The 12,463-nt window shown below is 45.2% G+C and carries 14 protein-coding genes and 1 riboswitch; of the genes, 6 read left to right on the forward strand and 8 right to left on the reverse strand.

Annotated elements, in window-relative coordinates; all coding sequences use genetic code 11:
• Positions 1–50: 50 nt before the first annotated feature.
• Complete coding sequence (locus OC193_RS15740; protein ID WP_010433036.1) at positions 51–770, reverse strand: SDR family oxidoreductase; 720 nt, start codon at positions 768–770, stop codon at positions 51–53.
• A gap of 226 nt (positions 771–996) precedes the next feature.
• On the opposite strand from OC193_RS15740, the gene OC193_RS15745 reads away from it, so the two are divergent.
• A complete protein-coding gene (locus OC193_RS15745) occupies positions 997–1,902 on the forward strand; it encodes a LysR family transcriptional regulator (protein ID WP_048663770.1) in 906 nt (301 codons plus the stop codon).
• 47 nt (positions 1,903–1,949) lie between these two features.
• Here OC193_RS15745 and OC193_RS15750 read toward each other — a convergent pair whose 3' ends face one another.
• Positions 1,950–2,288 carry a winged helix-turn-helix transcriptional regulator gene (locus OC193_RS15750; RefSeq protein ID WP_004733017.1) on the reverse strand — a complete coding sequence of 113 codons (339 nt, stop codon included), beginning with the start codon at positions 2,286–2,288 and terminating at the stop codon, positions 1,950–1,952.
• A 105-nt stretch (positions 2,289–2,393) separates the two neighbouring features.
• Between OC193_RS15750 and OC193_RS15755 the strand changes: the two genes are divergently transcribed.
• Both OC193_RS15755 and OC193_RS15760 read left to right on the forward strand, forming a co-directional pair.
• Positions 2,394–3,161 (forward strand): SDR family NAD(P)-dependent oxidoreductase, encoded by a 768-nt coding sequence (locus OC193_RS15755; protein WP_048663769.1) that lies wholly within the window; start codon positions 2,394–2,396, stop codon positions 3,159–3,161.
• Positions 3,162–3,293: 132 nt separating this feature from the next.
• Positions 3,294–3,947 (forward strand): cupin domain-containing protein, encoded by a 654-nt coding sequence (locus OC193_RS15760; protein ID WP_048663768.1) that lies wholly within the window; start codon positions 3,294–3,296, stop codon positions 3,945–3,947.
• A 75-nt stretch (positions 3,948–4,022) separates the two neighbouring features.
• Here the strand turns inward: OC193_RS15760 and OC193_RS15765 are convergent, their stop codons facing one another.
• Positions 4,023–4,661 (reverse strand): NAD(P)-dependent oxidoreductase, encoded by a 639-nt coding sequence (locus OC193_RS15765; RefSeq protein ID WP_048663767.1) that lies wholly within the window; start codon positions 4,659–4,661, stop codon positions 4,023–4,025.
• Between the two features lie 162 nt (positions 4,662–4,823).
• On the opposite strand from OC193_RS15765, the gene OC193_RS15770 reads away from it, so the two are divergent.
• Entirely contained in the window at positions 4,824–5,720 is an 897-nt protein-coding gene (locus OC193_RS15770; RefSeq protein ID WP_048663766.1) for a LysR family transcriptional regulator, read from the forward strand.
• Between the two features lie 131 nt (positions 5,721–5,851).
• Here OC193_RS15770 and OC193_RS15775 read toward each other — a convergent pair whose 3' ends face one another.
• Positions 5,852–6,700 carry a hypothetical protein gene (locus OC193_RS15775; protein WP_048663765.1) on the reverse strand — a complete coding sequence of 283 codons (849 nt, stop codon included), beginning with the start codon at positions 6,698–6,700 and terminating at the stop codon, positions 5,852–5,854.
• A gap of 400 nt (positions 6,701–7,100) precedes the next feature.
• Positions 7,101–7,757, reverse strand: a complete 657-nt coding sequence (ribB, locus tag OC193_RS15780; protein WP_017631584.1) for a 3,4-dihydroxy-2-butanone-4-phosphate synthase — start codon at positions 7,755–7,757, stop codon at positions 7,101–7,103.
• A gap of 187 nt (positions 7,758–7,944) precedes the next feature.
• Positions 7,945–8,095, reverse strand: a riboswitch (FMN riboswitch).
• Positions 8,096–8,469: 374 nt separating this feature from the next.
• On the opposite strand from ribB, the gene OC193_RS15785 reads away from it, so the two are divergent.
• Positions 8,470–9,213, forward strand: coding sequence for a phosphatase PAP2 family protein (locus tag OC193_RS15785; RefSeq protein ID WP_048659031.1), 744 nt, complete (start codon positions 8,470–8,472; stop codon positions 9,211–9,213).
• Between the two features lie 66 nt (positions 9,214–9,279).
• Here OC193_RS15785 and OC193_RS15790 read toward each other — a convergent pair whose 3' ends face one another.
• The 3 genes from OC193_RS15790 to OC193_RS15800 form a co-directional block, all read right to left on the reverse strand.
• Entirely contained in the window at positions 9,280–9,642 is a 363-nt protein-coding gene (locus tag OC193_RS15790) for an MmcQ/YjbR family DNA-binding protein (RefSeq protein WP_048663764.1), read from the reverse strand.
• A gap of 69 nt (positions 9,643–9,711) precedes the next feature.
• The gene (locus OC193_RS15795) at positions 9,712–10,437 is read right to left on the reverse strand and encodes a sulfite exporter TauE/SafE family protein (RefSeq protein WP_165901731.1); all 726 of its coding nucleotides are present in this window, start codon (positions 10,435–10,437) and stop codon (positions 9,712–9,714) included.
• A gap of 490 nt (positions 10,438–10,927) precedes the next feature.
• Positions 10,928–12,139: an MFS transporter gene (locus tag OC193_RS15800; protein ID WP_048663763.1), complete on the reverse strand. Its 1,212-nt coding sequence runs from the start codon at positions 12,137–12,139 to the stop codon at positions 10,928–10,930.
• Between the two features lie 29 nt (positions 12,140–12,168).
• On the opposite strand from OC193_RS15800, the gene OC193_RS26035 reads away from it, so the two are divergent.
• Positions 12,169–12,318 (forward strand): hypothetical protein, encoded by a 150-nt coding sequence (locus OC193_RS26035; protein WP_170960905.1) that lies wholly within the window; start codon positions 12,169–12,171, stop codon positions 12,316–12,318.
• The last annotated feature ends 145 nt before the right edge of the window (positions 12,319–12,463 follow it).

Here is a 12,463-nt window from a genome sequence, read left to right on the forward strand (position 1 = left end):
TTTTAGTTCATTGCTTATTTCATCGCTGGTTTAGTAGCGATAGCAAAGGCCTATGGCTGCTGCTTAGTTGGTGCTAGAGCAATTTCACGGATACATACGTTCTGTGGTTGTTGGTAAGCGAATGATACCGCGCGAGCGATATCGTCAGCTGCCAATACGCCGCCCATGTCTTCTTTCCAAGAATCGTAACCGTCTTTGATCTCTTGAGATGTAGTGTGAGAGAGAAGCTCAGTCTCTACAGCACCCGGTGCGATAGTGGTAACACGAACATTTGAAGCCGCCACTTCTTCACGAACGTTCTCAGAAATAGCGTGTACCGCGAATTTAGTACCACAGTAAGCTGCGTGACTTGGGAATGTTTTCTTACCCGCGATAGAGCTGATGTTGATGATAGTACCTGTGTTGCGTTCCATCATAGGAGCAAGCACAGACTGCATACCGTTTAGAAGGCCAATTACGTTCACGTCGAACATTGTCTTCCACTCTTGAGCATCTTGAGTATCGATTTGACCAAGAAGCATTGCACCAGCGTTGTTGATAAGCGCGTCTACAGGGCCAAATTTCGCTTCACCTTGTGCGATTGCTGCATCAAAAGACGCTTTGTCTGTCACGTCTACTTTTACTGATAGAGAGTTTGGTAGGTTCAGTGCTTCAAGGCGGTCAACACGACGAGCTAAAAGTAGCAGAGGGTGACCTTCATCGCTTAGACGACGAGCGATTGCTTCACCAATACCAGAGCTTGCACCTGTAATTACGATTAGTTTTTTCATTTTATTTCCTCTGTACTTTTATTGCGTCGGTTGGCTACGACGTGTTGTTTAAGTGCATTCGAATCAAGTGCTTGTTGTCTTGCTTCGTTGCGATGGAGGTATATTAAGGAAAATAGCATTGTTGATATATAGCGCTTTACTTGAAACACTGTTGCTGTGGTGCAACAATGAACGTGTACTCTCTATTACTTCATCATCTTAAAATCTCACAACTAAGCTGACGACCATGCTCAATCAAATTAACCTGTCTGATATTCGTTCTTTCGTGCTTATCGCTCGTTTAGGTAACTTCACTAAAGCAGCGGAGGAGCTTGATGTGTCGCGCTCCCACGTATCACGCCAAGTGAGTAGCCTAGAAAAGCAGATGGGCGTGACGTTGTTTATCCGCACCACTCGTACTTTGAGGCTAACTCACGCGGGGCAAGATCTGTACGCGAGATGCGAACAAGCCTTAGATAATATAGACCAAGCTCTGATTGCTGCTGTGGACGATGTCGAAGAAGTACGTGGCGACATAAAAGTAAACTGTGTCGGCGGTTATTTGGGTGAGGTGATCATCGCGGATCTGGTCAATGAGTTTATGCAGCTCTACCCAGATATCAGTATTAGTCTTGATTTCAGTAGCAACCGAGTCGACTTGATTGAAGACGCGTTTGATATCGCTTTTCGCATGGGAAGCTTAGAAGACGCGGGCTTTATCGCAAGAAAGCTTTTAGACATCGAGATGGGAACACTCGCGAGTCCTGAGTATTTCGCTCGCAAAGGGAAGCCAAATCACCCTAAAGATCTGATCCACCATGACTGCTTAACGGGATCGGTGCGTAAGTGGAGTTTTCAAGCGCCAGACGATACTAAGAAAACGGTCGATGTGCATGTAACGGGCAGACTGCAATGTAAAAATGGGCGAGTGTTGGTGCAGGGCGCGAAGTCGGGCAACGGGATTATTCGTGTGCCAACCATCTATTGCTTACAAGAACTGAACGACGGGCAGTTGCTTCAAGTATTTGAAGAATGGGTGGTGCCTAAGGTCGACTTTTCAGCGATCTACCATCGAGACCGCTATCAACCAAGCCGAATTCGAACCTTCATTGATTTCGTAAAAGGTCGCTTTGAGCAAATGCCAGTCAGCTAAATGGCGCGTGTTATCCATTATTTGGTAATGAGCGGACTGGCTCGAACTTACATCTCGTCGATTTCGTTTTGTAGGTTTTCCAGCTGGTCTAGAATCAACAAGAACTTCTCGCCGAACGGCGTCACTTGGTACTCAACTCTTGGTGGCAGTTCGTTGAACATTTGCTTATCTAAAATCCCGAATTCTACATTTCGCTTCAAACATTCATTCAACACCTTGGTCGATAGCCCTTCTACTGAGCGCACCATTTCACCGGGGCGATTAATGCCATTTGCCAATAATTGGTAAACCGTTAGCGACCATTTACAGCCATAGATGGTTTCGACCATGCGAGCTGAACGCTCTGGTGCTGATTTTCTTGAAAAAAAGTTTTCCTGATTTTTCATAAAGATGTACCAATAAGTACCTACCTAACCGATTTGTACTTACTATTCATAGTGTTAGTTCAAAGCCTAAGATTACCACGTTCACATGACTTAGGAGATAACAAAATGAACTTCACTAAAAATGGTATTGCAGTAGTAATCGGTGGCACAAGTGGTATGGGCTTTGAAACAGCGAAGCAGTTAGTTGCTCAAAACATCCATGTGTTGGTGGTCGGCAATAACCCAGCTAAGTTAGATAAAGCTGTGTCAGAACTTCAATCACTAGGCCACGCCTCTGGTTGGCAAGCTAACCTTTATGATGATGCAAGTGTATCGAATCTTATTGCGCATCTAGAGTTAATTGAAGAGGGTATTGGTTACCTTGTTAATGCGGCTGGCTACTTCAACCCAAAAGCGTTTATTGAGCACCAAGAGTCAGATTACGAGCAATACATGCAGCTTAATAAAGCAACCTTCTTCATCACTCAAGCGATAAGCAAATTGATGATCAAGAACGGCGGTGGCAGTGTGGTTAACGTTGGTTCTATGTGGGGTAAGCAAGCAATCAAAGCGACGCCATCTTCTGCCTATTCAATGGCTAAAGCCGGCCTGCACGCATTAACGCAACACATGGCAATGGAACTGGCTGAGCATAACATTCGCGTGAATGCGGTGTCTCCGGCTGTGGTTAAAACGCCAATCTACGAATCTTTCATTAAGCCGGAAGAAGTGGACCAAGCGCTAGAAGGCTTCAACGCATTCCATCCTATTGGTCGAGTGGGTCAACCGAAAGACATCGCAAACAGCATCTCTTTCTTACTGTCAGACAGTGCAGATTGGGTAACGGGCGCAATCTGGGATGTTGATGGTGGCGTTATCGCTGGCCGCAATTAATCAGGATTCTTTTTAGGTGGCTGTCGCGCAGGCAAAATAGCAGCGAGATGGCCTCCTTGATGAGTATTCGCGTAGAATAGAAGCTAGAAAGACAATCATAATTAAAACAATATTTAGAGTAAGGTCGTCATTATGCTCAACATGGACTTTTCAAAGAGATTGGTTATCGAAACCGATAAACTAGATTGGGTTGCAAGCCCTGCCAAAGGAGTGTGGCGTAAGCCCCTAGAAAGAGAAGAGAAAGAATCAGGTCACACGACTAGCGTGGTGAAATACGACCCTCAATCTTCATTCTCCGAACACCCACATCCGCAAGGAGAAGAGATCTTCGTATTAGAGGGTGTATTTTCTGATGAAACTGGAGATTTCCCTGCGGGCATTTATATCCGTAATCCCCCGGGCAGTGCGCATTCTCCATCGAGTAAAGATGGCTGCACGATCTTGGTGAAGCTCAACCAGTTTGACGCGAGAGACTTAACTCAAGTTCGAATCAATACGCTAGAAACGGAGTGGCTTCCGGGCATTGGTGGCTTACAAGTCATGCCACTACATGAGTTCGAGCACGAACATGTCGCTTTAGTGAAGTGGCCTGTTGGCGAACGTTTTCAGCCGCACCGTCACTTTGGTGGAGAAGAGATCTTTGTGTTGTCGGGCACTTTCAAAGATGAACACGGCGTGTACCCGAAACATACTTGGATGCGTAGCCCTCACATGAGCGAGCATTTCCCTTATGTGGAAGAAGAGACGGTTGTCCTAGTGAAAACGGGTCACTTGCCATTGGATTAAAGGAATGCTCAATATAAATATGAGAAAGCCGCATTGTTTTGAACAAGCGGCTTTTTTAGTTTTTATATGAATTGACTAGTAAGCGACACCAATACGTTGGCGCGGGAACTTGCCAGCTTCGAGCTCATCAATCATCGCGATAGCGTAATCGCTGACTGAAATTTTGCTGTTGCCATCTTCGTCGGTGAGCAGCTGGTCGCCACCAGTACGGTAGGTCGATAGTTTCTCACCCGGGAATATTTCTGCTGCAGGGCTAACAAACGTCCAGTTCACTTCGCTGTTCGATTGCTTGAACACTTCAAGAGCTTCACCCTGTGCTAGCGCTTCATTTTTATAATCCGCTGGGAAGTCCGGAACGGTCACTAGCGGTACGTTTGGCGCCACTTCTAGTGAGCCTGCACCACCAACCCAAAGTAGGCGCTCGATACCAATGCTCGGCAGTGTATCAAGCAATTTAGCCGCAGTATTTTTTACGATTTCGTGATTACCCAGAGCACGTCCGCCAATCGAAGTAATTACTGCATCAACGCCGGATAGTGCGTTTGCTAGACTAGCGGCTTCATCTTGTAAATCAAATGAACGAACTTCAATGCCCTTGGTTTCCACGCGGTTTGCATCTCTTACAACAGCAACTATGTCGTGACCACGAGATTGAGCTTCTTGAGCGATGTGACTACCAATCCAACCTGATGCGCCTAATACTGCAATTTTCATAATGTCTCTCCAATTATCTAATTTATTGAGTCGTTTTCTCGACAGCCATTGCAGTCTAATAGCTCACTAGGTTGCGATAAATATCGAAAAATGATGTAGATTGTATCTATATATTGATCTAATAAGATTCGATTAGCTGCTAAACAGCTCAAGGAGAGTGTGATGGATAGGTTGACGGCAATGCGTAGCTTTGTCGAAGTTGCGAATTGTGCCAGCTTCACTCAAGCGGCTGAGCATTTGGACATGAGTCGGTTGCAGGTTTCACGTCATGTTCAAGAGATAGAAGGGTGGTTGAAGCAGAGGCTATTACATAGGACGACTCGAAAGGTGAGCTTGACGGCGGCAGGGGAAATCGCTCTGCAGCGCTGTGAGAAAATCCTCCATGAGACCGCTGAGCTAGAAGTTACTTCACTCAATCAAACCGATGATCTTTCCGGAACCATTCGAATTGCTGCCCCCATTGGTTTAACTCAGCACATGTTGTTGGATGTGGTCGAACAGTTCACCGACCGCCACCCTAATATCACGGTCGAACTGTTTGCCTCAGACCGTTTTACCCAGCTAGTGGATGAAAGGATCGATATTGCACTTCGCTATACGGATCAACCTGACGATAGTTTGATTGCACGAAAGCTAATGGTAATTGATTCAGTAGTGTGTGCCTCGCAAGCCTACTTAGACAAACATGGTGAACCTGAAACGGTCGAGGCGCTTCGACAACACAATTGTTTTCGTCACTTGAATGTTTCTAAGTGGGATTTTGTTAAGGATAACCAGCACTATTCGGTTGAGGTGTCTGGCACCATTAAGGCTAACGATGTTGGGGTGCTAACTCGCGCCGCACAGCACGGAAAAGGGGTGGTTCGTTTACCTTGTGACTTAGCCAATCCACTGATCGCTAATGGCAAATTGATACGCATATTGGATGATTTTGTTTCGCCAAGCAGCGTTCTTTGGGCGGTGTATCTATCTCGCAGTTACCAGCTTCCGATTGTTCGTCAGTTCATTGATTTTGCGGCACAAGCTTGGGCTAGCGATATCAAGTCTGGTGATGTTTGAAACTTCATAGGCAATGATACATAGCGATAGAAATTTAAAAGCCCATAAATACAAAAATCCGATATCAATGGTGATATCGGATTTGAACTCAATAATTCAGAGTTCCAGCACGCTCTCCTCTCACGAAGTCTTTACATGTAATGATGCACGGATAATCGGGTATTTATCACCTTTTCGTTGGTGTCTGGTAAAGGCTGATACAAGCTTTTAGTAATGTCGGATAATACTTGGTCGTAGACTTGCGACACGACGCTAGAGATATCACTGGTTAATTCGTACATGCTATCTGCCGGTTGGGTCGCTTCGTTGCTTGATGCGATCTCTGTGAGTGCATGCATCGCTCGTGTGCATACCGGTGATCCACTGCTAATAGGGCAGATAATCGATAATTGGTTGAGTTTTCTGTGTGTCTGAGAGGCGTAGAACTTGAATCTCGCATACTCCTCAGGCTTCTCCATATCAGGTATGCACATACGTAACTTGGTCAGGATTTCCATGCAATCCAAGATCTGTTGCCAGTTCATGTGGTACTCGCGGCTCATGTCTTCTCGTTCAGACTGAGTTAACCAAATGATCATCACCTCATCCATCAAAAACATGCTGTGACGAATCGTTTTGCCATGAATCGATTGGTTACGTACCAAGCTACGGTTTTGCCAGTCGCTGTGCATGGCGATGAGCTTGAGATGATAGATGCGATACATAGGACGGCTATCGAACGACACATGGGATTGAAGCAGTTCAGACACCTCAAGTATGTTGTCGTAAATCTCATTCACTTTGCGAATCGAGTCGCTAGACAATTTATACGCCAGAGCATAATGCGTTGCTGCACGGTGTTTGCGTGATAACAACAATAACTCTCTCAGCAGAACCAAGGTTTCAAACCTGTGTGATAGCGCCGTTTGTCTCTTCCTTGAAAAATGAAATAGGGCAGAAAGTACTGCTATGGATAAACCAACTGAAATAATTACAAACATATTTAACTCCTAATATGTGTATACCTACTTAGTGGTAGTGCAGACACCGTGCCAAAATCAATAAGTGTTATATTTCAGTAGTTTATGTTTTTCCTTTATTTAGGGATGATCAATGATGGTGCATGACTTCACCATTCGAGTGAATGTTTCTCATATTTTGCAGGATTTTTTGAGAGGTTACGCTTTCTTGTGATTAGGTTGGGGAGGTTTCGATAGGTAGAGGCACTTTGGTGAACCATTTCTGGCTCGTTTCAAGTTACGGAGACTAAAAAGGCCTCACCCCTTATATACTTTTAATTATAAAAAGCAGTAAGAGTGAGGCCTTTCAATGTTCGTTTCTAAGTTTAGTTACCTTCAATGCTAAATGCTAAGTGTTTAGCATTGGGGACTAAACTAAACGTTATGCAAGCTTAAGGTCGAACTCAGTGCGGTACATAACCATATCTTCAATGGTCAGTACTGGCATGTTGTGTAGTTTACCGAAAGCAACGATCTCTGGCGCTTTTGCCATTGTGCCGTCTGGGTTGGTTACTTCACACAATACACCAGCCGATTGCAGGCCTGCCATTTGCATCAGATCCACAGTGCCTTCTGTGTGACCTCGGCGAGCAAGTACACCGCCCTTACGAGCGCGTAATGGGAATACGTGGCCAGGGCGAGCTAGGTCAGTAGGCTTAGCTGTTGGGTTTGCAGCTGTCTTGATCGTTGTTACACGGTCAGCGGCAGAAACACCTGTCGTTACGCCAACTTTTGCTTCGATAGTTACGGTAAACGCAGTTTGGTTTGCGCTGTTGTTATCAACAACCATAGGTGGAAGATCAAGTTGGTTTGCTTGCTCGTCAGTTAGACACAGGCACACAATGCCACTGCATTCGCGGATCATAAGCGCCATTTGAGCATTGGTTAGGTGTTCTACTGAGTAGATGATGTCGCCTTCGTTCTCGCGATCTTCATCGTCAAGTAAAAGTACGCCACGACCTTCGCGTAGAGCTTGCAGTGCGTTTTCAACGCGAGTGATTGGTTCGCCAAATTCGGCAAGTAGTGAAGACTGATTCATGGTTAAACTCCTAAAATATCACCAGAATCAGGGCTGTATGAGGGATCTCAACCGAGCACAACAAAGCCTACTCATTACAAGAGGCTTTAGCTCATTATGGTTTTATCCAAAACGAAATGCACCCGTCTAAGTTGGAGGCATGAACCCAACTTAGGCGGGCACGCCTTTCCAACTTAAACGAGTGTGTTTTCATTCTCTCTCATCCGGACTATGACCGTCGGCTCTGGCATCTCACCAGATCTGCTGACCTCGACGAATCGAGCGCTCGCGGGCTTATCTTTAGATTTTGCTAAGGACATACCGCCGGTGGGGAATTTCGCCCCGCCCTGAGAATAAAAATTAATAATCTGTTTTGCTTTGAAAGCAGACCAGATGGTAATCCTTTCAATAGTGGATTTAAAGGACTGACAGCAAAGTTTTTCAGATTTTGGCCTGTTAACCCGGTGAGTGTTCACTTTATCAGCAGAACACAATACCGTTGTGTTTAGTGCGGTACAGCTGGTCTTTGGTCGGTTTTACTGTCGGTATGCGTATAAGTGGATGGCAAAGGTTATTGATGATCAAATCATTGTTCACCGAATCAATGGCAATAATCTCCAATAGCCGAATAATGTTACGTCATGACGTCTTACTGACCGTTTTTACATAAAATTGATATTGACGATGCTAAGCTGCGATAGCATCCGACCACTTTATCTAAAAGATCTTAGCCATGACTTCTCTGTTCTCTAACAAATCCAAAGGCTTATTACTGCTCGTTTTAAGTCTGTATTCTCTCGTTCCCTTTTTGATCTTTGGATCTCATTTCGACCTTGGAAGTGCAGTTCTGCCTTTCTATGGTGCTGTGATGACATTTGTGACTTACTCTGCGGGTAATCAGGGCTTCCTAATCACACTCGCGGTACTTTCTTTATTGGTGTTGACGCTAAAGTTCTCAAAAGCAAAGTTAGTCAGCCTTTGTCTGCAGCTCGGTGTCTTGTTGGTATTAAGCTTTGCAGCGAAGACATTTCTCAAATCATCAACAGAGAGTCCACGCCCATATACTGAGTATTTGGTTACCCAAGAAGTAGTTGAAATGCCAGAGCTGTTTTATGAGCTGCCTTTGGTAGAAAAAAACGCCGCGATTGAATCTGTGCAAGATAAGGTCAGCAATTGGAGAACTCGTCATTGGTTGGGTGAAACGGACTACTCTTTCCCGTCTGGACACATGATCTTCGTCGGTGTGTGTTTGGCATTCTTTGGCGGATTGTTCCTAGAGGCGAAACGCTTTTACCTAGTCGGCGGTTTGTTGGTTTGGGCTGGTGGTGTCGCCTATAGCCGTGTTTGGCTTGGTATGCATCGACCTGAAGATTTAGCGGCGTCTATCGCCTTTGCGGGGTTAATTTATTTATTGGTGCCACTGATTCCAACGAAAAAGATAGAACCTTTATTGCCGCAGTTTTTAAGAGAGTCTTAAGGTTTTAAGAGCTGCCTAAGTTTTTAAGATGTGCATAAATCTATATTTAACAAGCAGAAATTCTGGTTACTGATTGAGCCCGAGTTCTGCTTGTTTCTTTTTGGTTAAATCTAAGGACACAATTCGGTGTGACTCTGTGAGGTAGTATTTCAGCTCCTCATCCCTTTCTGACGTGCTCTCAAAAAGCTGAATCCATTTCATGCCACGCGAAGCAAAGTAGGGCGCGGGTTTATAGCCCGGTTCTTCTTTGAGAAAATCGAAATTCTGGTCGGACGCTTTGAAGATAAACGCAGGCTCATCTTTCGGCCCCCAACCTCCAATGGCAAACACTTTCCCTCCCACTTTCCAAACGTGAGAGTTATTCCACTGCATCACATAGCTGGTGGCGGTTTGTGATTCACAGAATGTATTGAACTCATCGTATGTCATAGAACGCCCTTTCAATAGTTTGGTGGTGGATCTGTGTGTTTGTTGTTTTATCGATGTTTCTGCTTCGAGTTAGCCAGCTAAGCCTTGCCAAATGGCAGTAAAGCCGCTGATAGAACATAGCAACAAAGAGCCGATACGTATCTTTTCTTTAGGAATGCTTTGCGTAGTCAATAACGCCACTTTGTAACCCAACCAAGCCGCAGGAAGCAACGGGATTGTGATGATCAAATGGTGCACAGTGAAGAAGCCAATCGGGATCTGTACCAGTAATGAAATGATAGAACTAAACACAAAAAACGCAGAAAGGTTACCACGAAGCTGATTGGCATCTTGGTGTTGAAGCAGTAGTGCCATTGGCGGCCCACCAATGCCTGAACTGGTACCGAAGAAGCCTGAGAAGAACCCCGCGATGCCCATTTTGGCAGGCGTCGGTTCTAACCTAAACGGAAGTAAGCTAATAATCACGGCAAATACTACCAATAAGCCTAACCACAGTGACAAAACGCTTGTTGATACCATTACCAACAAAGCCCCGCCAGCCAATGAGCCCGGAATTCGGCCCAATAGTGCGATTTTCAATCCGCCAATAGAGATATTTGCTCGGTGTTTAAACGCGTTGAATACAGAAATGAAAAGACCAACAAGACAGATAGGCGCGGGTACATAGTCAGGCGAGACCAAAAACAACAACGGGGCAGCCACAATAGCCAAGCCAAAGCCGATTGCGGTTTGCACAAACGAGCCGACAAAAATGAGTGCCATCGCGATAAGAGCGGTCTGATCTATGTATTCCATAAGCCTGCGGATAAGTTCTAAAGGAGCGAACGAATACTATAAAGTAAAACAGCAGGAATAGTCTTATTATTCAGTGAGGTTTATGCAAGTTTCGCTAGGGGCTATTGAACTTTCGTGGTTGAATTTTGTTCGAGATAAAATCGTTTTAGGCGCGGCGAAGAGTATGTGGCCTAGTCATTCTAAGCAAATATTCTTCAACAATGCATAAAACGATTTTAGCCGAACCCTTCGGGCAGCATTTGTGGTTCATTTCTACTGCGTTATCGGCTTTTTATGTACGCTAGCTACACGTCAAACCCTCTGCCTAGTATAAACTTCCCACAAAGTGCTGCAAAAGCCAGCTCGAAAGGTCAACAGCCCCTAATTATAATTTCGATTTCAACGGTCAATAAAAAAGAGAGCGAATATCTCAGGATGTGCTCCTTTCAATATCCGCTCTCTTATTGGATTGCTTATCGATTTTCGCTGCTGGGGGAGTCAGCGTTAAATGTTAAGCCATTGCCAATTTGATGCGCTCAATCGGCTTGTCATTGATTGGTAAATGGATAAGTGCTGCTGCAAATGCTAATACCACCGTTGACCACCAAATTAGCTCGTAAGATCCGTAGTAATCGTAAATACGACCACCAACCCAAGCGCCTAAGAAACTACCCACTTGGTGAGTGAAGAACACCAAGCCATACAAAGTCGATAGGTAGCGTGCACCAAAGATTTGGCGCACTAAGCCCGACGTTAGTGGAACCGTACCTAGCCAACAGAAACCAATGGCTGCGCCAAAGATAGCTGCGGTTGATTCCGTAACTGGCAGAGTCACAAACGCACCAATAACCACAGTACGCACTAAGTACAATGCCGACATTACATGGCGCTTACTGAACTTATCGCCCATTACACCCCAGAAGTAAGATCCGAAGATGTTGAAGATACCGACATAAGCCAGTGCCATCGCTGCGCTACTCGCAGGCAAGTTCTTGTCTGCTAAGTAACTTGGTAAGTGCGTTGCGATAAACATCACGTGGAAACCACACACGAAGAAGCCTGCGTGAATCAGCCAGTAACTTTTGTTAGAGAACGCTTCAGACAACGCTTCTTTTAATGTTTGATTGTCTTCTGCTTGAGCCTGTTTGCTTGATGCCGCTTTGGGCGCACGCATGAACAGTGCAAAAGAGATCATCAAGCAACACAATACGCCAAACACTTGCATTGCACTCTGCCAATCGAATTCGTTCAACATGTATTGCGCGCCCGGAATCACCGCGAACATACCAAATGAACCGGCAGCCGTGGTTAAACCGAATGCTTTAGCTGCGTGTTCTGCTGGCACTACTTTCGCGACAGCACCTAGTACGATCACATAGCTTGTTGCGCTTAATCCAAGGCCAACTAGTGCGCCTAGTGAAACGTAAAGCATGCTTGATTCGGTAGAAATTGAGGTAAGAAGTAAACCCAAACCGTAAGCACATGCGCCTGCAATAATGATGCGTCTTGCTCCCCATTTGTCAGCGGCCATACCAACAAAAGGTTGAAACACACCGAACAACAGGTTTTGTAGCGCAATAGCGAAGCTGAAAAACTCTCGACCCGTGCCGAAATGCTCTGAAATTGGCATCATGAAAATGCCGAATGATTGTCTGATCCCTAGACTGATAATAAGTGTGCCGATCCCAAGCCATACCAGTAAAGGAAAACGGAAAATGCTCATTCTAATACTCTTAAATTAATGGTGGTGATGTGAGTGGTCTTGCGCTGACATGTGTTGGTCAGTCATCTTATGGTGATGCTCGTGTCCAGAGTGCTCATGCGCTGACTGCTGGTGGCATCCACTGCTCACGGCATGCTGCGCCAAGAGATCAATCAATGGCTGACTGTGATGCACAATAACCAAACTAATGACGAGGAATAGCGTCATTCTGGCCAGTTGGGCAAAAAGAGATTGTGAAAACATAAGGTGTTTACATGCGCTCAATGTTGTAAGAAGTCGCGCATCATAATGACGAGTAGGGTATGTATCAAATGACCTTTTGTG

Origin of the sequence: Vibrio crassostreae (assembly GCF_024347415.1) — a bacterium.
Classification (GTDB): Bacteria; Pseudomonadota; Gammaproteobacteria; order Enterobacterales; family Vibrionaceae; genus Vibrio; species Vibrio crassostreae.

Coding starts and splice junctions, on each gene's coding strand:
- OC193_RS15740 (WP_010433036.1), bottom strand. CDS start 770: ATGAAAAAACTAATCGTAATTACAGGTGCAAGCTCTGGTATTGGTGAA.
- OC193_RS15745 (WP_048663770.1), top strand. CDS start 997: ATGCTCAATCAAATTAACCTGTCTGATATTCGTTCTTTCGTGCTTATC.
- OC193_RS15750 (WP_004733017.1), bottom strand. CDS start 2,288: ATGAAAAATCAGGAAAACTTTTTTTCAAGAAAATCAGCACCAGAGCGT.
- OC193_RS15755 (WP_048663769.1), top strand. CDS start 2,394: ATGAACTTCACTAAAAATGGTATTGCAGTAGTAATCGGTGGCACAAGT.
- OC193_RS15760 (WP_048663768.1), top strand. CDS start 3,294: ATGCTCAACATGGACTTTTCAAAGAGATTGGTTATCGAAACCGATAAA.
- OC193_RS15765 (WP_048663767.1), bottom strand. CDS start 4,661: ATGAAAATTGCAGTATTAGGCGCATCAGGTTGGATTGGTAGTCACATC.
- OC193_RS15770 (WP_048663766.1), top strand. CDS start 4,824: ATGGATAGGTTGACGGCAATGCGTAGCTTTGTCGAAGTTGCGAATTGT.
- OC193_RS15775 (WP_048663765.1), bottom strand. CDS start 6,700: ATGTTTGTAATTATTTCAGTTGGTTTATCCATAGCAGTACTTTCTGCC.
- ribB (WP_017631584.1), bottom strand. CDS start 7,757: ATGAATCAGTCTTCACTACTTGCCGAATTTGGCGAACCAATCACTCGC.
- OC193_RS15785 (WP_048659031.1), top strand. CDS start 8,470: ATGACTTCTCTGTTCTCTAACAAATCCAAAGGCTTATTACTGCTCGTT.
- OC193_RS15790 (WP_048663764.1), bottom strand. CDS start 9,642: ATGACATACGATGAGTTCAATACATTCTGTGAATCACAAACCGCCACC.
- OC193_RS15795 (WP_165901731.1), bottom strand. CDS start 10,437: ATGGAATACATAGATCAGACCGCTCTTATCGCGATGGCACTCATTTTT.
- OC193_RS15800 (WP_048663763.1), bottom strand. CDS start 12,139: ATGAGCATTTTCCGTTTTCCTTTACTGGTATGGCTTGGGATCGGCACA.